16 protein-coding genes are annotated in these 19,881 nt (G+C 65.9%); 10 read left to right on the top strand and 6 right to left on the bottom strand.

The window, feature by feature from the left end; translation table 11 throughout:
• Window positions 1-157: 157 nt before the first annotated feature.
• From J2T47_RS11855 to J2T47_RS11835, 5 genes are all read left to right on the top strand, one after another.
• Window positions 158-1,312: an MFS transporter gene (locus J2T47_RS11855; RefSeq protein WP_253446460.1), complete on the top strand. Its 1,155-nt coding sequence runs from the start codon at window positions 158-160 to the stop codon at window positions 1,310-1,312.
• Window positions 1,313-1,401: 89 nt separating this feature from the next.
• Window positions 1,402-2,208 carry a helix-turn-helix transcriptional regulator gene (locus J2T47_RS11850; protein WP_253446457.1) on the top strand — a complete coding sequence of 269 codons (807 nt, stop codon included), beginning with the start codon at window positions 1,402-1,404 and terminating at the stop codon, window positions 2,206-2,208.
• Window positions 2,209-2,543: 335 nt separating this feature from the next.
• Window positions 2,544-3,851 carry a histidinol dehydrogenase gene (hisD, locus tag J2T47_RS11845; RefSeq protein WP_253446454.1) on the top strand — a complete coding sequence of 436 codons (1,308 nt, stop codon included), beginning with the start codon at window positions 2,544-2,546 and terminating at the stop codon, window positions 3,849-3,851.
• Between the two features lie 160 nt (window positions 3,852-4,011).
• Window positions 4,012-5,190: a Gfo/Idh/MocA family protein gene (locus tag J2T47_RS11840; RefSeq protein WP_253446451.1), complete on the top strand. Its 1,179-nt coding sequence runs from the start codon at window positions 4,012-4,014 to the stop codon at window positions 5,188-5,190.
• A 130-nt stretch (window positions 5,191-5,320) separates the two neighbouring features.
• Window positions 5,321-6,586, top strand: a complete 1,266-nt coding sequence (locus J2T47_RS11835) for an MFS transporter (protein WP_253446448.1) — start codon at window positions 5,321-5,323, stop codon at window positions 6,584-6,586.
• Between the two features lie 6 nt (window positions 6,587-6,592).
• On the opposite strand, the gene J2T47_RS11830 is transcribed toward J2T47_RS11835, so the two are convergent.
• On the bottom strand, window positions 6,593-7,675 hold the full coding sequence (locus J2T47_RS11830) for a LacI family DNA-binding transcriptional regulator (protein ID WP_253446445.1): 1,083 nt from the start codon (window positions 7,673-7,675) through the stop codon (window positions 6,593-6,595).
• 184 nt (window positions 7,676-7,859) lie between these two features.
• Between J2T47_RS11830 and J2T47_RS11825 the strand changes: the two genes are divergently transcribed.
• Window positions 7,860-8,876, top strand: coding sequence for a glycoside hydrolase family 3 N-terminal domain-containing protein (locus J2T47_RS11825; RefSeq protein ID WP_253446442.1), 1,017 nt, complete (start codon window positions 7,860-7,862; stop codon window positions 8,874-8,876).
• 58 nt (window positions 8,877-8,934) lie between these two features.
• Here J2T47_RS11825 and J2T47_RS11820 read toward each other — a convergent pair whose 3' ends face one another.
• Genes J2T47_RS11820 through J2T47_RS11800 form a run of 5 tightly spaced genes read right to left on the bottom strand, consistent with a single transcriptional unit; the run spans window position 8,935 to window position 15,654 of the window.
• Window positions 8,935-10,575, bottom strand: coding sequence for a GMC family oxidoreductase (locus tag J2T47_RS11820; protein ID WP_253446439.1), 1,641 nt, complete (start codon window positions 10,573-10,575; stop codon window positions 8,935-8,937).
• Between the two features lie 38 nt (window positions 10,576-10,613).
• Window positions 10,614-11,498 (bottom strand): sugar phosphate isomerase/epimerase family protein, encoded by an 885-nt coding sequence (locus tag J2T47_RS11815; protein WP_253446434.1) that lies wholly within the window; start codon window positions 11,496-11,498, stop codon window positions 10,614-10,616.
• Between the two features lie 30 nt (window positions 11,499-11,528).
• The gene (locus tag J2T47_RS11810; RefSeq protein ID WP_253446431.1) at window positions 11,529-13,151 is read right to left on the bottom strand and encodes an FAD-dependent oxidoreductase; all 1,623 of its coding nucleotides are present in this window, start codon (window positions 13,149-13,151) and stop codon (window positions 11,529-11,531) included.
• Between the two features lie 18 nt (window positions 13,152-13,169).
• On the bottom strand, window positions 13,170-14,957 hold the full coding sequence (locus J2T47_RS11805) for a thiamine pyrophosphate-binding protein (RefSeq protein ID WP_253446428.1): 1,788 nt from the start codon (window positions 14,955-14,957) through the stop codon (window positions 13,170-13,172).
• Window positions 14,958-14,988: 31 nt separating this feature from the next.
• Entirely contained in the window at window positions 14,989-15,654 is a 666-nt protein-coding gene (locus J2T47_RS11800) for a ThuA domain-containing protein (protein ID WP_253446425.1), read from the bottom strand.
• A gap of 804 nt (window positions 15,655-16,458) precedes the next feature.
• Here J2T47_RS11800 and J2T47_RS11795 point away from each other — a divergent pair.
• From J2T47_RS11795 to J2T47_RS11780, 4 genes are all read left to right on the top strand, one after another.
• The gene (locus J2T47_RS11795) at window positions 16,459-16,611 is read left to right on the top strand and encodes a hypothetical protein (RefSeq protein WP_253446422.1); all 153 of its coding nucleotides are present in this window, start codon (window positions 16,459-16,461) and stop codon (window positions 16,609-16,611) included.
• A 136-nt stretch (window positions 16,612-16,747) separates the two neighbouring features.
• Window positions 16,748-18,040, top strand: a complete 1,293-nt coding sequence (locus J2T47_RS11790; RefSeq protein WP_253446419.1) for an ABC transporter substrate-binding protein — start codon at window positions 16,748-16,750, stop codon at window positions 18,038-18,040.
• 5 nt (window positions 18,041-18,045) lie between these two features.
• Complete coding sequence (locus J2T47_RS11785) at window positions 18,046-19,014, top strand: carbohydrate ABC transporter permease (RefSeq protein WP_253446416.1); 969 nt, start codon at window positions 18,046-18,048, stop codon at window positions 19,012-19,014.
• Complete coding sequence (locus J2T47_RS11780) at window positions 19,004-19,879, top strand: carbohydrate ABC transporter permease (protein ID WP_253446412.1); 876 nt, start codon at window positions 19,004-19,006, stop codon at window positions 19,877-19,879. Before J2T47_RS11785 ends, J2T47_RS11780 begins: the two co-directional genes overlap by 11 nt.
• The last annotated feature ends 2 nt before the right edge of the window (window positions 19,880-19,881 follow it).

Raw genomic sequence — 19,881 nt, 5'->3', positions numbered from 1 at the left:
GTCCTGTGCGTCTGTCTGCGTCGATGGAACAGGCGTTGCGAAATTGAGCGCAGGACCTGCGTCAATTAACTTGGCGGGGGCTCGCTCGCGGCCAGCTACCGCTCGCTTCGCTCTAGGTCGTTCTGACGGCCCTTCGCACTTCATGCCAGAGTTCTCCATGTCCAGCTTCGATTCCTCCGCCATCTCCGCCCGCAACCTCGCGGCCTGCCGCCTGACCTTCCTGCTTTCCGGTGCCGCCATGGGGGCCTGGGCGCCGCTGGTGCCCTATGCCCGCGAGCGCGCCGGTATCGAGGATGCCCAGCTCGGCCTACTGCTGCTGTGCCTGGGCTGCGGCTCGATGGTGATGATGCCGCTGGCCGGTTGGGTGGTGTCGAGAATCGGCTGCCGGCGCACGATCTTCCTGGCCGCCAGCGCGGTGGCGCTGAGCCTGGCGTTCCTCGCCTCGGTTTCGTCCTTCGCGGCGCTGGTGGCGTTCCTGCTGCTGTTTGGCGCTGCGGTCGGCACCGCCGACGTCACCATGAACATCCAGGGCGTGATAGTTGAACGAGCCTGCGGGCGTTCGATGATGTCCGGCTTCCACGGGCTGTTCAGCCTGGGCTGCATTCTCAGCGCCGCCAGCCTCAGCGCGCTGCTGTGGCTGGGCGCCTCGCCGCTGCAGGCTGTCTGCGGGCTGCTGGTGGCCGGCGCGCTGGTACTGATGAGCTATGGCAATGCGTTGCTGCCCTACGGCGAGGGCGGCGCGAGTTCGCCGTTCATCCGGCCTTCCGCAGAGGTCCTGCTGCTCGGTGGGCTGTGCTTCATCGCCTTCCTGGTGGAGGGTGCGCTGCTGGACTGGAGCGCGGTGTTCCTCGCCACCACCAGGGACGTCGACAAGGCCCAGGCCGGCCTGGGCTACGCCTTTTTCTCGCTGACCATGGCGGCGGGGCGGCTGTGCGGGGATCGCATCGTCAATCGCCTGGGGGAGCGCAGCGTGCTGGTCGCCGGCAGCCTGCTGGGCATCTGCGGAATGGCTCTCGCGGTGGCACTGCCGCACTGGTACTTCGCTCTGCTGGGCTTTGTGCTGGTGGGGGCGGGGATTTCCAACATGGTGCCGGTTTTCTGCTCCCTGGCGGGTCGACAGCGGCGAATGCCGGTGGGCATGGCGATCGCCGCGATGACCGGCATCGGCTACCTGGGGATTCTGCTGGGGCCGGCGCTGATCGGCGGCGTTGCCCACCTGGCGAGCCTGAGCCTGGCGCTGGCAAGCAGCGCCGGGTTGCTGCTTATCGTGGTCGCCTGCGCGCCCTGGATGACCCGCAAGCGCGCAGTCTGAGGCCGGCGGTTCCATAGCTCAAGATGACGCACTAGACTGAGACATATTGCGCCGGCCACTGTCGGACGGCGCTGCGATAGGCGCCACCAATGGACAAGCAGGAATTCCTCCCCGAGAACCTCCGCATCCTCAGCGAGAGGGCGGGCACGGTCACCGACATGTGTCGGCGGATCGGCATCAACCGCCAGCAGTTCAACAAGTACCTGGCCGGCACCCACGCACCTTCCAGGGCCAACCTGCGAGCCATCGCCAGCTTCTTCGGGCTCAACGAGGAGGTGCTGTTCAGCGCGCCGAACGATTTCCGCTCGATGATGGATGGCGGGCATTTCCACCTGTTCCGCAGCCTGGTGCAGTCCCCCGCCATGCAACTGTTCATCAGCGAGATGCTGCGCGCGGGTGGCGGCGCGGAGTTCGCCGGCATCTACGAGCGCTACCACTATTCGTCGATCTATCCGGGGCAGATCCTGCGTTCCATCTTCTGCCTCTACGAGCGCGATGGCGTGCTCATGCACTACTACGTGGAGCGCTTCCCCAGCCTGGATGGCACCGGCAAGGTAGATTACCGCTTCAAGTACCACGGCCTGAGCTTCCTGCTGGCGGGGCGAATCTTCTCGGTGGATTTCGAGACCATCCAGAAGAACGAGATGACCTTCAGCAACCTGGCCGCGGTGAGTCGCAGTTCGCGCAAGTACATCTTCGGCGTCACCAGCGGCATCGCCGCGACCATGATGCGCCAGCCGGTGGCAGCGAAGGTCGCCATGTGCTTCGTCGCCAAGGGGCTGATCAGGAAGGAGCACATGCAGCGCGCCACCGTGCTGGCGCCCAGCGATCCCTCGATCCCCCGCGAGGTGCTGATCTACCTGAACTCCGGGAACACCTCAATCGATTCGGCGTGACCTCGGCTAGCCATTCGCATGTATTTCACGTGGTGCGTCAAACTGCGTCATATTAAGTGCATCTGAGAAATTGAGCGACGCACATCCTCATCGTACTTTTCTCCCACAGGGCGGGATTCTCGCCCTGTCGATGACGCAGCCCGACCGTTGCCTCAACCGACGCCTTTTGCCCTGCACCACGCTAGCAAGGCCGGGCGCCCGGCAGGACGGCTGAGCGTGCGCATCCAGTGGCTGCCGCCGGTCAGGCTGCAGCCTCCTCGATCAGGCAGATCGCAGATGGTGCTTTCTGGCTTCGCGCCAGGACCAGGCTGCGCCAACAAGAAAAGGTGAATGTGATGGCTGAGTGGATCAAGAAGGCGAAGCCGACCGGGCAACAGGCCGCCGCCAACGACAAGCTGAAGGCAGACGTGTCGAACATCCTGCTGGACATCGAGAAGCGCGGCGATGCGGCGGTGCGTGAACTGTCGGTGAAGTTCGATGGCTGGGACCGCAGCGACTACCGCCTGAGCGAGCGCGAGATCGAACAGTGCATGGCCAGGCTGACCGACCGCGAGCGCGACGACATCCTCTTCGCCCAGGCCCAGGTGCGCCGCTTCGCCGACGCCCAGCGCGCGTCGATGCTCGACTGCGAGATCGAGACCATTCCGGGCGTGGTGCTCGGCCACAAGCACATCCCGGTCAACGCTGCCGGCTGCTACGTGCCTGGCGGCAAGTACCCGTTGCTGGCCTCGGCGCACATGTCCATCGTCACCGCCAAGTCCGCCGGCGTGCGCAACATCGTCACCGCGGCGCCACCGTTCCAGGGTCAGCCTGCACCCTACATCGTCGCTGCCCAGCATCTTGCCGGCGCGGACGCCATCTACTGCCTGGGCGGCATCCAGGCGGTGGCAGCTATGGCGATCGGCACCGACAGCATCGCCCCGGTGGACATCATCGTCGGCCCCGGTAACGCCTATGTTGCCGAAGCCAAGCGCCAACTGTTTGGTCGTGTCGGCATCGACCTGTTCGCCGGCCCCACCGAAACCCTGCTGATCACCGACGACAGCGTCGACGGCGAACTCTGCGCCACCGACCTGCTGGGCCAGGCCGAGCACGGCAAGGATTCCCCGGCGGTGATGCTGACCACCTCGCGCGCGCTGGCCGAGGACACGCTGAAGGAAATCGCCCGCCTGCTGGAGCTGCTGCCCACTGCGACCATCGCCGGCGAAGCCTGGGAAAACTTCGGCGAGATCATCCTCTGCGAGTCCTTCGAGGAGATGGTGCGCTACTCCGACGAATACGCCTCGGAGCACGTACAGATCATGACTCGCGACGACGACTTCTTCGTGAAGAACCTGAGCAACTACGGCGCGCTGTTCGTCGGCCCGCGTACCAACGTCTCCTATGGCGACAAGGTAATCGGCACCAATCACACGCTGCCGACCAACAAGGCCGCGCGTTACACCGGCGGGCTCTGGGTCGGCAAGTACATCAAGACCTGCACCTACCAGCGCGTGCTGACCGACGAGGCCTCGGCGCTGATCGGCGAGTACTGCTCGCGCCTGTGCCTGATGGAAGGCTTCGTCGGCCACGCTGAACAGGCCAACCTGCGCGTGCGCCGCTACGGCCGCAAGGATGTGCCCTTCGGCGAGCCGGCGCTCTGAGCCCTGCCGCCACAACAAAGCTGCAAGAGAACGTGTGAAGAGTACGTGTGAGCCGGGGTGTTCCGGGGCCGGGGCCTGCGCCGGCTCACGCTACCTGCGGAGCGCTTCGGCGCTCCGCGGTTTTCCGCAGCATCCCGCCACCCAGCCTGGAGATCCAGCCATGCCCAGCCTGACAGCAGACATGCCGGCGAAGCCGCGTTTGCGCGCCGGCATGATCGGCGGTGGCGAAGGCGCTTATTTCGCCAGCTACCACCGGGCCGCCATGCGCCTGTGCAACCGCTTCGATCTGGTCGCCGGTGTGTTCTCCTCGTCGCCGGCGAAATCGCAGGAAGCGGGCACGGCACTGGGCATCGATATCGAGCGCATATACACCTCGGCACAGGCCATGGCGGATGCCGAGCGCGGCCGTCGGGATGCGATTGACGTGGTCGTGGTGGTGACGCCCAATCACCTGCACTTCGAGGCCTGCCAGGCGTTCCTCGCCGCCGGTATCCCGGTGATCTGCGACAAGCCCCTGGTCAATCGCCTGGACGAGGCTGACGAACTGCTGGCACTGGTTCGCCGGCAACCGACCTTCTTCGGCGTCACCTACACCTACCTGGGCTATCCCATGGTCCGTGAAGCGCGCAGCCGCATCCGTGCCGGCGAGCTGGGAGATATCCGTTTCGTGCAGGCCGAGTACCTGCTGGAGTGGCTTTGCCAGGGCACCGACGGGCTGAGCGACAGCCTGGCCTGGCGCGGCGACCCAGCCAAGGCGGGGGCGACCAGTGTAGTCGGCGACGTCGGTACCCATGCCCTGAGCCTCATGGAATTCGTCACCGGCCAGCGCTGCCGCAGGCTCAACGCGAATCTTTCGACGAAGGTCCCGGGCTGGTCGATGGACGACCACTGCGTCGCCCAGCTGGAGCTCGACGGCGGCGCCGACGGCCTGATGTGGCTGAGCTTCGCCGCGCCCGGCCACCGCAACGGGCTGAGCCTGCGAGTGATCGGCAGCAAGGCGTCGCTGGAGTGGCGCCAGGAAGCGCCGGAGACGCTGCATATCAGGCCGGTGGACGAGGCCGAACGGATCTACCGGCGCGGCCAGGCGGACAACTTCCCCCATACCCGCGCCAGCAGCAGCCTTCCTGCCGGCTGCAGCGAGGGCTATCTGGAAGCGCTGGCGGTGCTCTACGCGGATTTCGCCGAGGCCATGGCGACGGACGATCGGCAACCTGGCATCGGAAGTGCTTCGCTTCCGGGGCTTGTCGAGGGAGTGAGAGGCGTGAAGTTCTGCCATGCCTGCCTGCAATCGAGCCGGGAGCGCTCGTGGGTGGAACTGCCCAGCGCCGAATCGGAGTGAAGGGAGGGTCAGTTTTTTAGAAAGATGAGTGCCTGAAGGACCGAGGAGCGAGTCCGCAGGTACCAACCAACGGCTTGTGGCCTGCGGGCCAACTAGTCTTCAGCTGTGCTACGGAATTGTTGAAAACAAGATGAACAAGAGAAACAACAACCTGGTCACTCCACGCATTCGCCGGGCGCGCATCGCCACCTTCGCGGGTTTCATGATGATCGGCGCCATGATGTACATCTGGTCCACCGGCGTGACGGCCTTCCGCGAACAGATGGGCCTGTCGGGCAGCCTCGGCGATGTGGACTTCGGCATGATCGCGCTGAGCATCGGCGTCGGCGCCGCCATCGGCTGCATCGCCGTGGGGCGCTTCGTCGATGCGTTCGGCGCGCGCAAGGTCATCTATGCCACTGCCATTGCCTATCCGCTGTCGATCATCCCCATGGGGTACGTCAGCCACTTCTGGTTCGCTGTCACCTTTGGTGGCGTGCTCGGGCTGTTCCGCGGGGCCATCGATACCGCGCTGAACTCGCACGGGGTGCAGGTCGAGCGCTTCTACCAGCGGCCGATCATGTCGGCCTTCCATGCCTTCTATTCCTTCGGCGGCTTCCTGATCGGCATAGTCGGCAGCTACTTCGCGAGCCACTACACCAGCAGCGCCGCAGTGCCGTTCACCGTGCTTGGCCTGGCGATGCTGCTGATCGGCCTGGTCACCGGGCACTTCCTGCTCGACAAGGGCGAGGCTCCGGCCCAGGACATGGCCGTTGCCGACGGTGATGCGGCGGGCCCGGCCAGCTCTGCGCGGAACTGGCAGATCATCCTGATCATGATCGGCTTCGGCATCCTGCTGCTGGGCGGCATCATCGGCGAAAGCGCGGTCTCGGACTGGGGCCAGGAATACGTACGCCGCCAACTGGGCACAAGCGCCTCCGAGGCCGGCCTGGCGATCTCGGTGTTCATCGGTGCGCAGTGCTTCAGCCGGGTCGTCGGCGACCGCATCGCCGAGCGTATCGGCGCGGCGCAGATGGTCTTCTGCAGCGGCCTGGCGGCGGTGGCCGGCCTGCTCGTGACCATCATCGGCGGGACGCCGCTGGCGGGGTTGATCGGTTTCGGCCTCTATGGCCTGGGGCTGGCCTGCATCGCCCCGCTGATGCTCTCCAGCGCGGGGCGCAAGGACCCGGCCCATGCCGGTCGCAACATCGGCATCGTCAACGGCATAGGCTACTCGGGGATGCTGGTGGGGCCGGCGGGCATCGCTGCGTTGGTCAACTATTTCGGGCTGAGCTACCTGCTCTATGCACCGCTGATCCTGCTCGGCCTGCTGGCGATCTTCAGCCCGCTCCTGATGCGCGCCCATGTGTCTTCGCCAGCCGGCAGCGGAGCGTCATCCTCCCTGCCTGCACACTAGTCACGGCTAGTCGAGCTTACGGGTGGAAGTGCGTACCACCAGTTGGGTCTGGAAGATCTTGCGCTTGGGCTCGTCGCCCTCGGCGGGCGGTGTGTTGAGGATGTCCACCAGGAAGCGCGCGGCGTAGACGCCTTTTTCCACCAGCGGCTGGCGGATGGTGGTCAGGCCGGCATTGCCGGCCTCGGCGATATCGTCGAAGCCGATCACCGACAGATCGTCCGGCACCTTCATCTGCAAGGCCTGCGCGGCACTGATAGAGGCGAGCGCCATGACATCCGAGCAGGCCACGATGGCGGTGGGAGCGTACTGGTTGAGCAGGCTGGTGGCGGCCGCCTGGCCCACCGTCGAGTCGAAGCCGCCGGCCTCGAAGACATGAAGATCGCTGAACGCCAGGCCTGCTTCCTCGGCTTCCTCGATATAGCCGGCGAGCCGTTCGCGCACGATCATCTCGGTGGACGACTTGAAGCGCTTGAAGTCCACCTCGCCACGGTGGTTGTCGGGGTTGAGGCGATCGACGATGACGCCGATCCGCCGGTGCCCCAGCTCCAGCAAGTGGCGCATCTGCTGCCGGGCGGCGCCGCGGTCGTCGATGCCGACGTAATGGGCGCCGTCGATCATCGGCGAGTCCACCACCACGTAGGGAATGCGCTGCTGGATCACCGCCCGCACCATTGGGTGGTCGTCGGGCATGGTCGGGATGATCAGGCCGTCCACCAGGCCACGCACTGCCAGGCTGGTGTTGCCGGGCTTGCCGGCTTCCTTGCGGATGCGCTGGTTGTTCAGCGGGAACAGCGTCAGGGCGACGTTGGAGAGTTCGCCGATTTCGCCGATACCGCGCAGCAGGGCGATCATCGAGGGGTCGGCGAAGGCGTAGGAGAGCTTGTCCATGACCATCAGTCCGATGGCGCCTACCTTACCCGAACGCAGGCTGCGGCCCATGATGTTTGGCCCCGGATAACCGAGCTGCTCCGCCACCGCGAGGATATGCTCGCGCTGCGCCGCCGACAGCTTGCCGGGCTTGTTGTAGGCATAGGAAACCGCCGGCTGGGAAACCCCGGCGGCCAATGCCACGTCCTTCATCGAAACCATTGTCACACTCTTCAGCCACTTCCGTGGCGCTCATTCCTGTTCGGCCCTGGCAGCTTGTGCCTTGCCCGGGCCGTGAAGTCCCGGCGCGATCATAACGCACCTGAGGGTCGGGTATCGGCCGCTAAGCGGCGCCGGCCTGCCGAATCCGTCACCCAAGTCGTCACCTGAGAGAAGGAGTGAAACCGTGAGCACACTACTGGAAAGCGCCTACGCGACCCTGCTGCCGGCCTTTGCCGGGCTGGAGCTGGATGGCGCCGTCCGCGACTTCCTCGCCAGCGGCGGCTGTTCGCTGCTGCTGGGCGAGACCCGCGCGGAGTACCTGGCGCGAGCGATGTCGGCCGAGCGCCAGGGCAGCGAGAGGCGCGAGCAGTTCAGCCAGCTGGTCGCCCAGGCCCGCGAACTGGCCGGGCAGGACCTGCTGATCGCCGTGGACCAGGAACTGGGCGGCATCCCGCGCCTGCACCGGCTGGTTCCCGTACTGCCCAGCGCCGCCGAGGCTGGATTGCTGAGCACGCAGGATCTGGCGCAGCAGGCGGCGTCGGTCGCCGAATCGGCCCGAGCCATGGGCATCAATCTGTTCCTCGCCCCCATCGTCGATGTCGTCACGGGCGAAAATCCCTGGTTGCAGAGTCGCACCCTGGGTACCCGCGCGGAGGATGTCAGCCGTGTGAGCGGTGCCTATGTCAGCGGCGTGCAGCAGGCCGGTGTTGCCGCTGTCGCCAAGCACTTTCCCGGGCATCCGGTGACGCCGCTGGACCCGGCGGTGGCCGAGGCAATCGTCGAGTGTTCGAGGGAAGAGCTGCAGCCCACCCTGGGTGTATTCGCCGAGCTGATCGCGGGGGGCGTGCAGGCCATCATGGTCGGCCCGGCGCTGGTGCCGGCGCTGGACACGCAGGAACCTTCCAGCACCTCGGCGGCGACCATTGCCCTGCTGCGGGATGAAATGGGCTTCACCGGGCTAGTCGTGTCCGATGACCTGGATGCACCGGGCATCCACCGTGGCCGCTCCATCGAGGCGACTGCCGTGGCGTCGATCAAGGCGGGCGCCGACCTGCTGCTGCTTTCCAGCGAGGCGGGTCTGGACTCGGTAGCGAGGGCGTTGGCCGAAGCGGTAGAGAAGGGCGAGATGACCGAGGCACGCCTGCTGGATGCGGCGCGGCGGGTGAGGGCGCTGGCAGCGCAACTGTCGGCCGGGGGCTGAAAAAAGCTGCGTTGCGCTGCCGGTGGCTGTGGCAGTGCAACGCAGAAAGGATGCTCGGTCAGGCCGATTCGGCAGGCAGGCTCTGGCGCAGGGCGCCGGCGTCGGTCTTGTGCGTCGGGCCTTTCTGGATCATGTCCGCGGCCTTCTCGCCGATCATGATGCACACCGCGTTCGGGTTGCCCGAGACCAGTGTCGGCATGATCGAGGCATCGGCTACGCGCAGGCCCTCGACGCCGTGTACCCGCAGGTCAGGCCCGACCACCGAATCCGCGTCGCTGCCCATGCGGCAGGTGCCCGCCGGGTGCAGTGCGGCATGGGCCTGCTCCAGGCAGAACTTGCGCATCTCCTCGCGGCTGCTCACCTCGTTGCCTGGCACGTGGCGGCGGGCTATGAAGGGTTTGAACGCCGCCTGGCACATGATCTGCTCGCCGACCATGCAGCCATCGGTGAGGGCCTCGATGTCGTAAGGGTCGGCGAAGTAGTTCGGCACAATGCGCGGCGGCAGGCTGGTGTCGGCCCCGCGCAATTCGACGTAGCCGCGCGAGCGCGGGCGAATCTGTCCCAGGTTGAGGGTGCAGCCATTGCCGCCGGGCACCGAATCGACGCCTTCCTCGATGCCCGCGCCTACCACCATGAAGTACTGCACGTCCGGGGTTTCCTGGGTCTTGTCGCCCCACCAGAAGGCCCCACCCTCGATCAGGTTGGAGGATGCCGGGCCGTTGCGGAACAGGGCGTACTGCAGGCCGGCCATGGCCTTCCAGAACGGTTTCTTGTACTTGTCGTAGCTGTGCGGGCCGGTGAGTTCGTAGATCAGCGAGATCTCGATGTGGTCCTGCAGGTTCTGGCCGACGCCGGGCAGGTCGCTGACCACCTCGATGCCATGCTTTTGCAGGTGCTCGGCTGGGCCGATGCCGGAGAGCATCAGCAGGCGCGGCGAGCTGATGGCGCCGGCGCTGAGGATGATTTCCTTGTTGGCGAAGATCTGCTGGCGGTGACCGTTCTCGATGAACTCGACGCCCTTGGCGCGGTTGCCCTGCATGAGGATGCGCTCGACGCGGCAGCCGGTGCGTACCGACAGGTTGGCGCGGCGTTTCGCCGGGGCCAGGTAGGCGCTGGCGGCGCTGCTGCGCAGGCCGTTCTTCGCGGTGATCTGGTAGAGGCCGCATCCGGCCGGGTCGCCGCTGTTGAAGTCGGCGTTGTAGGGCAGGCCGAATTCCTGGCAGGCCTTGAGCCAGACCTTGGTCAGCGGGTGGATGTAGGGCACGTCGGAGACGCCCAGCGGGCCACCGGTGCCGTGCACCCGGTTTCTGAAACGCTCGTTGTCCTCGGCCTTGCGGAAGTACGGCAGCACGTCCTGATAGCCCCAGCCGGCGGAGCCCTGGGCGGCCCAGCCGTCATAGTCCTGGGGCACGCCGCGGATGTAGATCATCGCGTTCACCGAACTGCCGCCACCGAGCACGCTGGCCTGGACCATGGTCGGCTTTTCCGTGCGCGCCTGGTCGTCGCGGGGTTCCCACTCGTAGCGCTTGAGCAGCGGGCCCTGAGCGGTCTTGTAGTAGGCGCCTGGGATGTGGATGTAGGGGCTGCGGTCGCGAGGGCCTTCCTCGAGCAGCACGACGGAGGCGGAAGGGTCCTCGCTCAGCCGCGAAGCGACGGTGCAGCCGGTGGAGCCGCCGCCGATAACGATGTAGTCGACCATGAAAGTTCTCTCAGCCTGGTGGCGGAATGGGGTGGGGATCATCGGCTCAGCAGGCGTTCGAGCAGCGCCTTGAGTTCGCTGGCGACTGCGTAGCTGTCCTGCTGCTGTTGCCTGCGGCAGAACAGCTCGCAGCTCCACCAGCCCTGGTAGCCGGTGGCGAGTACGGCGTCGGTCCAGGCCTGCAGGTCCAGGGTGCCCTGGCCGGTGGGAACGTCGCGCAGCACCACCTCGTCGGGAATGCCGCCGGCGAAGGCCAGCGAGTCGCAGACGTGCACGCCGTAGAGGTGGCGCTTGTCCATCTTCGCTACGTCGTCCGGGGTATCGCCAGAGGTGTGGCAGTGCCAGAAGTCGATGACCATCTTCAGGTTGTCGCGCTCGCTGCGTTCGAGTAGCTCCACCTGGTGGCCGATGCCGCGCAGCGGCGTCCAGGACAGCGCTTCCAGGTAGAGGGTGAGGCCGAAACCCTGCGCCAGGTCGGCCAGGCGGCGCAGGTTGTTGGCCGTCAGCAGCATCTGCTCGCGCAGATCGGTACCCAGCAGCCCGGCGTAGTGCTGCGAGCGGCCCTGGCGCTGGAAGTCGCGCACCGCCTCGACATTGATCGGCCCGGTGAGCACCTGCACGCCCTTGGCGCCAGCGGCCTGGGCCAGGGTGAACAGCGCTTCGGCCTCGGCGAACAGCGCGTGTTCCTCGGCGCCCTGGCGTTCGATGTTCGCCAGGTAGCCGATACCGGGGATGTCCAGATCGCCCAGCAGGTTCTTCAGTTCGGCATGGGTGAAGCCGGCGTCCAGGTAGCTGGCGATCTTCAGGCCCGAGGCCTCCAGCGCCTGCAGGCCGAGACGGCGGGTGATGTCGACATCAGTGGCGAGGGTGCCGTGGCGCGAAACAGTCGAGTGCTGCGCCATCGTTTGCCCGGAAATGTTCATCGCGATTCCTCTTGTTCTTCTTGGGGGCGATCAGTGATCGCCGCGGGTTGCCGAATGCAGGAAGCCGTGCGCCACGCGCAGCGCGTTCGCCGCGATGGTGAGCGCGGGATTGACCGCAGCGGAGGAGGGGAAGGAGGAGCTGTCGACGACCCACACGTTGTCCAGGTCATGCATGCGGCAGTCGCGGTTCAGCACGCTGCGGCTGCTGTCTTCGCCCATCACCGCCGTGCCGCACTGGTGGGAGTTGGTGCCGATGCCCATGCGCTCGGTGAGCACCAGCGGATAGCCCGCCGAGCGCATCAGCGCCGTGGTCTTCTCCACCAGCTGTTCGTGGGCCTGGAGGTTGTTGGGCGTCCAGAACACCTTGATCGCATCGCGCTCGGCGTCGAATTCGATGCGGTTCTGCGCGGTGGGCAGGTCTTCCGAGGTCAGGTAGAGGTCGACGCTGTGGTCGGTGAGGTAGCGCGACACCGTCTTCGGCACCCAGGGGCGCATCCCGGAGATCATTGGCTCGCGAATCTTGCCGAGCATCTGCACGTTGCCCAGGGGGAACATGTTGTGTCGGGTCGGCAGGTACCAGTCGTTCAGCGCCAGGGTCTTCTGGAACATCACCTCGTTGCGCCGACGCGGATCGACCGCCACCAGGAAGGTGCTGTTGTGCACCATGTAGTTGCGCCCGAGCTGCCCCGAGCTGTTGCCCAGCCCGCCGGGGTGCCGCTCGCTGGCGGAGCGGAGCAGCAGGGCGGCGGTGTTCACTGCGCCACAGGCCAGCACGAAGCGGCCGGCCCGGATGCGTACCGGCTTGCCGTCGCGGCTGGCCACGGCCTCGGTGACCTGGCTGCCGTCCTCGCTGGTCAGCAGGCGCTCGACCTTGGTCCGGTTGAGCAGGCGCATGTTGTCGCGCTGCAGGGCAGGGCGCAGGGCGGAGAGTTCGGCGTCGCCCTTGGCGTCCACCAGGCACGGGTAGCCGTCGCAGGTGGAGCAGAGCACGCAGGGGCGGTCCTCGCCGAAGTCGACCGCCGCCGGCATGGCGAAGGGCTGCAGGCCCGCGCGGCGCATGGCGCTTTCCAGGGAGCTCAGCGCCGGGTCGTGCTGCAGCGCCGGCCACGGGTAGGGTTGCGAGCGCCAGGGCTCGGTCGGGTCGGCGCCGGCATTGCCGTGCACCTTGTACAGGGCTTCGGCCTCGCAGTAGTACGGCTCCATTTCCGCATAGCTCACCGGCCAGGCTGGCGACACGCCTTCGGCATGGCGGATTTCGCCGAAGTCGGCCTCGCGGAAGCGCGGCAGCATGGCGCCGTAGAATTTGGTATTGCCGCCGACGTAATAGAAGACGCCGGGGGCAAAGGGCTTGTCGTCGGCATCCAACCATTGCTCGGCATTGCGGTAGCGGCCTTCGCCGAACACCGCCTGGGCGCTCCAGTTGTGGATCTCGCGCGGCAGGAAGTCGCCACGCTCGATCACCACTACCGAGAGTCCCTGGTTGCGCAGCGCATAGGCGAAGGTGGAGCCGCCCATGCCCGAACCGATGATCGCCACATCGCACGTCACCAGCCCGCTTTCATCAGGCTCGACCAGCGACAGGGAGCGCCGGCTGGCCGGCGCCCCCTGTTCCGGTTGCTGCGCTGAATGAGTCGAAAACAGCAGATCGCTCATCAGAGCCTTCCTCACCTCTTACAGGTGTTGTTCGGAGTTGCGCAGTTCCCAGTACTCATCCTGACGTTCGTCAGTGATGTACTCGGGGATCGGGAAGTCCCACCAGCCCGGCACCCAGGGCCCGGCCGCGTCGCGGTCGGTGGGCACTTCGATGAGCACCGGCTCGTTGCACTCCAGCGCCTGCTTGAGGATGGGTTCCAGATCCTCGGGGCGCTCCACGCGCCAGGAACGCAGGCCGAAGGATTCGCCCATGGCCTTGTAGTCCGGGGAGTAGGGCTCGCCGTCCGGCGTGTTGAACTCGGTGCCGATGTGGCGGCTGGTCTGCTTGCGCTGGCCGCCGCGGATCGACATGTAGCCGGCGTTGTTCTGGATGATGAACACCACGGGGATGCCGTTGGTCTTGCAGATGGCGATTTCCTGGTTGGTCATCAGGAAGTCGCCGTCGCCGAGGATGCACACCACCGGCTGGTTTGGTGCCGCGAGCTTGGCGCCGATGGCCGCCGGCACTGCCCAGCCCATGGACGAGAAACCGCCCGAGGTCAGGTGGGTGCGAGGCTGGTAGACCGGGAAGGTCTGCTTGACCGCGCCCTGTGTGTTGCCCGAGCCGACCACCACGATGGTGTCGCGCGGGAACACCTTGCGCAGGGCACCCAGCGGACGCTGCGAGGTGAACGGGAAGCGGTCGGAGTCGCGGCGGGTGGCCAGCTTCTCTTCCCACTCGGTCTGGCGGGCCAGCAGGTCCTTCATGTAGTCGCTGCGGTCCACGCTCTGGCCCTTGAGGGCGTCGGCCAGGTGCGCCAGCGCGTACTTGGCGTCGGAGACGATGCCCACGGTCACCGGGTAGTTCTTGCCGATCTCGTGCGGGTCGATGTCGATGTGGATCAGCTTGCCCGGCGGGATCGAGAAGGTAACGCCCTTGGCGTAGCTGGACGACGACCAGTCGGTGAAGCGGCAGCCCACGGCGAGGATCACGTCGGCGCTGGAGGCCATGGCGTTGCCGCACAGGGTGCCGGTCTGGCCGACGCTGCCGGCGAACAGCGGGTGGTCCTCGGGGAAGCCGCTCTTGCCGTTCCAGGTGGTCACTACCGGGATCTGCCACAGTTCGGCCAGGGCCAGGACTTCATTCCAGGCCTCGCCGGTGATCACGCCGCCGCCGATCACCATGACCGGGCGCTTGGCCTCGCGCAGCACGTCGGCAGCCTTGGCCACCGCAGCCGGGTCGGGGAACACCTTGCCGACCGGGGTGCGCTCCTCGATGGCGTGCAGGTTTACCTCGGCGGCTTCGGCTTGCACGTCCATCGGGATCTCGATGTGCACCGGGCCCGGGCGGCCGGTCATCATCGAGCTCCAGGCGCGGTGCATGATGAAGGGCATCTCTTCAACGCGGGTGGCGACCCAGTGACGCTTGGAGACGGCCTCGGCGATCTTCGGGAAGTCGTTGTCGGTGTAGCGCTCCAGTTCCTGCAGCAGGCCATGGCCGCGCATGTGGGTGGGCGGGCCGCCTGTGATCAGCATCAGGCTGGTGGAGTCGGTGAAGGCGGTGGCCATGCCGATCACGGTGTTGCTGGCGCCGGCGCCAATGGAGGTCACTGCGGCCATGGGCTTGCCGCTGACGCGGTAGTAACCGTCGGCCAGGTGCACGGCGCTTTGCTCATGGAAGACCTGGATGAACTTCAGCTTCGACTCTTCCTCAAGGAAGGCGTCGGTGAGGGTCCAGATGCCGTGGCCGGGAATCCCGGCGACGTACTCGACGCCGTAGTTCTTCAGGGTTTGGGCAACCACTTGGCTGCCGGTCAGTTTGGGCATGTCGATGCTCCTTCGGGTGGTAGGTGGCGGCTCAGGCAGGTTTGCGCGCGGCCCAGGCCAGGCCCTGCTTGGTCAGGCGGCGGATATTCGGGTCGGCGAGGTTGCTCGTGTCGTGGCCGATGGAGTGGTAGAAGACACGCCCCTCGCCCCAGTTGCGGACCCAGGCGACCGGGCTGCGATGGCCCTTGAGCCAGGGCATCGGGTTGCCGTCGAAGGTGGTTTCCGCCAGCACGTGGAGGTTCGGGTCGACCTGCATGTAGTACTGCTCGGAGCGCACCTCGAAATCCTCCACGCCTTGGGTCACCTCGTGCTCGCGGTCGATGAAATTGACCATGTACGGATGCGGGTAGCCCTCGCCGGCGGGGTGTTCGAGGAACGAGCCACCGAGCACGAAGTGGTACTTCAGGCTGGCGCGGAAGGCCGCCCCGGCGCCGTGCCAGGCGGCCAGGCCGGTGCCGCTCTCGATGGCTTCGAGCAGGCGGTTTTCCTGGGCGGCGGTGAGGGTCTCGGTGGTCACCGCGTTGTTCCAGCCGATGACGATCAGGTCATAGCCGGTGAGGTCGCGGTCGAGGGTGAAGATGTCGGTCGATTCCTCGACCTGGAAGTCGAGCTCGGCGAACAGCTCGCGGGCCCAGGCGGCGATCTCGTAGGGGAAATGGCCGGGCCAGCCGCCATACAGGTAAAGGACACGGGTCACGGTTGGTTACCTCCGGTGTTGCTGTTTTTGCGGGAAGCCGGCGACGGGTCCGGGCAGGGGAGTGCCCGGAGCGCGGGCGGTCTCGCGCTGGTGGGTTGTTCTGGTTGGAGCTGTCGTGAGGGTTCTGGGGCTGTGCTCAGGCCGCTGCAGCGCGGGAGCCGCCTTGGCCTGATATCGAGGTGCCCGCCTGCGTCCTGACCGTGCAGAGCGCGGCGTTCTGCGTCGGCGCGATCACCTCCGGATAAGCGGAGAGCGCAGCGGCATCGGGCAGGAAGACGAAGAAGTGACCCGCAAGGGCGTGCCGGGAGGCCGCGGGTTGCGAGCTGGACTGGCCGGCATGCGGAGTAGAGCCGCACGGGTCATGAAGGGAGCTGGCCATGGTTTCACCTCGATCTTGTTTTTGGTGTGGCGTAATCGGCTATGGGTTATACGTATAACCTTAATTTCACATTACCACCGGCAGAAGTCTTGTCAATACCAGGCGTCGACCAGGGCGACGCCAAGTCTGCCGCGCGGCTTCCAGGCCGCAATCGGTGGCTGAAAGATGAGTCATCGACGCGTTCAAAGCGCATTCTGTCGCTTTTGGATATGTCGCTAGAGCCGCTGATAGTGCGGCTTCTGGGCGATATCTGAGAGGCAGTGCCGATGCTCTACGGGAATTCTGACCATTTGGTCATCGCGCCGGTTTCCTAAAAACGACCCTGTGAAAGAAGCCCATTGACAAGCCAGGCGGTGGTGATAGCTTCGAAATAAACGAGTTATACGAATAACTCGATAACAAGACACGAGCGAGGTACCCCACCCATGAACACGAATTCCGGCCCGCTGGCGGGCTCGATCATCGAGGGAAGGGCGTCCAGCGGCCTGCGGGCCGTTCTTGTCATCGTGCGGGCCATCACGCAGGCCAGCGCCGTGGCGCCGGCCTCTTCCAGCTGCAACCTGCGGCTGCGGCTCTAGCCCTTCCCTTTCGCACTCCAACACTGCCGGTCAGCCGGCCGAATCGACGCTCGACAGGGCTATCCAGGGCCCCGGCGAGCCCGTACCTGGTCGTTTCATCGCTTCATCCAAAACCTACAAGACAGGAGCAACACAGGTGAAAACACACAAGCCAGCGAAGGGGCGTAGCCCCGTCAATCCCGGCAGGCTCTGCGCCTGCATCGCCGTGCTCGGCGCGGCGCTGGGCGCTTCCGCCGCGATGGCCGAACAGCGCCTGGAGGTACTGCACTCCTGGGTGTCCGACAGCGAGGTGAAGGCGGTCACCGTGATCAAGCAGAACCTTGCTGCCAAGGGCGTGACCTGGGTCGATTCGGCGGTCGGCGGCATGAGCGGCAGCAATGCCCAGCAGGCGCTGCGGGCGCGGGTGACGGCGGGCGATCCGCCGGCCGCCATGCAGTTCCTCGGGCATGAAGGGATGATCTGGGCCGAGCAGGGCATGCTCGCCAGCCTCGATCAGGAGGCCAAGGCCAACCAGTGGGATGCCGCGGTACCCGATCCGCTCAAGCCGTTCCTCAAGCAGGGCGGCGAGTGGAAGGCGGTGCCGGTCAACACCCACCGGCAGAACTGGCTGTGGGCCAACGCCAAGGCCTTCGAGAAGGCCGGCGTGAAGCCGCCGCACACCTGGGACGAGCTGATCGGCATGGGCGACAAGCTGCGCGCCGCCGGCTACGTGCCGCTGGCGATCAGCGATGAGCCCTGGCAGATCGGCATTGTCTTCGACGCGATCCTGATCGACCTCTACGGCGCCGACTTCTACAAGAAGACCGCCATTGACCTGGACAAGGACGCCCTCGGCAGCCCGCAGATGGTCAAGGTGTTCGACACCCTGCGCCAGGTGCGCGGCCTGACCGACACCAACTTCCCCGGCCGCGACTGGGCGGTGGCCACCGGCATGGTGATCAACGGCAAGGCGGCCATGCAGTTCATGGGTGACTGGGCCAAGGGCGAGTTCCTCGCCAAGGGCATGAAGCCGGGTAGCGACTTCCTCTGCCTGGAGACCCCAGGCAAGGAAATTTCCTTCCAGTTCGTGATGGACACCTTCGGCATGTTCAAGGTCAAGGATCCGGCGGTGCAGAAGGCCCAGGTGCTGCTGGCCGACGTGACCATGGACAAGAAGACCCAGCACGACTTCAGCCTGATCAAGGGCTCGATCCCGGCGCGTACCGATGTCGATATCTCCGACTACGACAGCTGCGGCATCAAGGCTGCCGAGGACCGCGCCACGGCGCTCAAGTCCGGCGCACTGGTCGGCGCCATGACCCATGGTTTCGCCAGCCAGGCCGAGTTCGCCAACGTGTTCCAGGATGTGGCGAGCAAGTTCTTCGTGACCGACATGAGTTCGCAGGATGCGGTGAACATGCTGGTCCAGGGCATCGATAACGCGCGGTGATCGTCATGCAAGATACTTCCCTGAAGTCGCCTGGCGCCCTGGTCGAAGTGGAAGCAGGAGTGGCCGAAGTCGGCCGCTCCACTCCACCTTCCGGCGCGCGGCGCTGGCTGGCGCGGCATCTGCCGAAGCTGGTCCTGGCCCCCAGTACCTTCGTGGTACTGATCGCGGTCTACGTCTTCATCGCCTGGACGGCGTGGATTTCCCTGTCCTCGTCCAAGGTGGTGCCCATCTACGACTTCGTCGGCCTGGAACAGTACGTGCGCCTCTGGGCGACCGAGCGCTGGCACACCGCGGTGGTTAACCTGTTCGTCTTCAGCAGCCTGTTCCTGATTGGCGCGGTGCTGATCGGCCTGCTGCTGGCGATCCTGCTGGACCAGCGGGTACGGGCGGAGGGCGCCCTGCGGGCGATCTACCTGTACCCGATGGCGCTGTCCTTCATCGTCACCGGCACCGCCTGGAAGTGGATTCTCAATCCAGGGCTGGGTATCCAGAAGGTGGTCAACGACCTGGGCTGGGACAGCTTCGTCTTCAACTGGATCGTCGACCCGCACTACGCCATCTACACGGTGGTGATCGCCGGTATCTGGCAGTCCTCGGGGTTCGCCATGGCGGTGTTCCTGGCGGGGCTGCGGGGTATCGACAATTCGATCATCAAGGCCGCGCAGATCGAGGGCGCGAGCCTGCCGCAGATCTACTGGCGGATCATCGTGCCGATGCTGCGTCCGGCCTTCCTCAGCGTCGTGGTGCTGCTCAGCCACATCGCGATCAAGAGCTTCGACCTGGTCCTGGCGCTGACCAATGCCGGCCCCGGCGGCTCCACCGAGCTGCCCTCGACCTTCATGTTCGCCGCCAGCTTCCGCCGCAACCAGCTGGGCGTGGGCGCGGCGAGCGCGATGATGATGCTGATGACCGTCGCCGCGATCATCGTGCCCTACCTCTATTCGGAACTGCGAGGCCGCCGCGATGAGCACTGACCTGCAAGGCTTCTCCCGTTACCTGGGCGGGCGCCTGTTCATCTACCTGGCGCTGGTGCTGGTGGCGCTGGTCTACCTGATGCCGCTGTGGGTGATGATCGTCACCTCGGTGAAGGACCTCGACGAGATCTACAACGGCTCCTTCATCGGCCTGCCGCAGCGCATCACCTTCGAGGCTTGGGACAAGGCGTGGTCCAGCGCCTGCATCGGCACCGAGTGCGTCGGCCTGCGCGGCTACTTCCTCAACTCGATCCTCATGGTGGTGCCGGCGGTGGCGTTGTCGACGCTGATCGGCGCGCTGAACGGCTACACCCTGACCAAGTGGGAATTCAAGGGTGCCAACGTGCTCTTCGGCCTGCTGCTGTTCGGCTGCTTCCTGCCGTTCCAGGCGGTGCTGCTGCCAATTGCGCAGTCGCTGGGCTACCTCGGCCTGGCCGGCTCGATCAAGGGCCTGATCCTGGTCCACACGGTCTACGGCATCAGCTTCACCACGCTGTTCTTCCGCAACTACTTCGTCGGCCTGCCGGGCGATCTGACGCGCGCCGCGCTGGTGGACGGTGCAGGGTTCTTCCGCATCTTCTGGAGCATCATGCTGCCGGCCTCGATCCCGATCATCGTGGTCTCCTGCATCTGGCAGTTCACCCAGATCTGGAACGACTTCCTCTTCGGCGTCTCCTTCACCTCCGGCTCCAACACACCGATCACGGTGGCGCTGAACAACATCGTCAACGTCACCGCCGGCCGCAAGCAGTACAACGTCGACATGGCCGCTGCCATGGTCGCCGGCATTCCAACTCTGGTCGTCTACATCCTGGCGGGGCGCTACTTCGTGCGTGGCCTGACCGCTGGCGCAGTCAAGGGGTAAAG

Origin of the sequence: Pseudomonas nitroreducens (assembly GCF_024170165.1) — a bacterium.
Taxonomy (GTDB): Bacteria; Pseudomonadota; Gammaproteobacteria; order Pseudomonadales; family Pseudomonadaceae; genus Pseudomonas; species Pseudomonas nitroreducens_C.
Note: the sequence above shows the minus strand (reverse complement) of the source record. Positions and strands in the feature narration are given on the sequence as shown.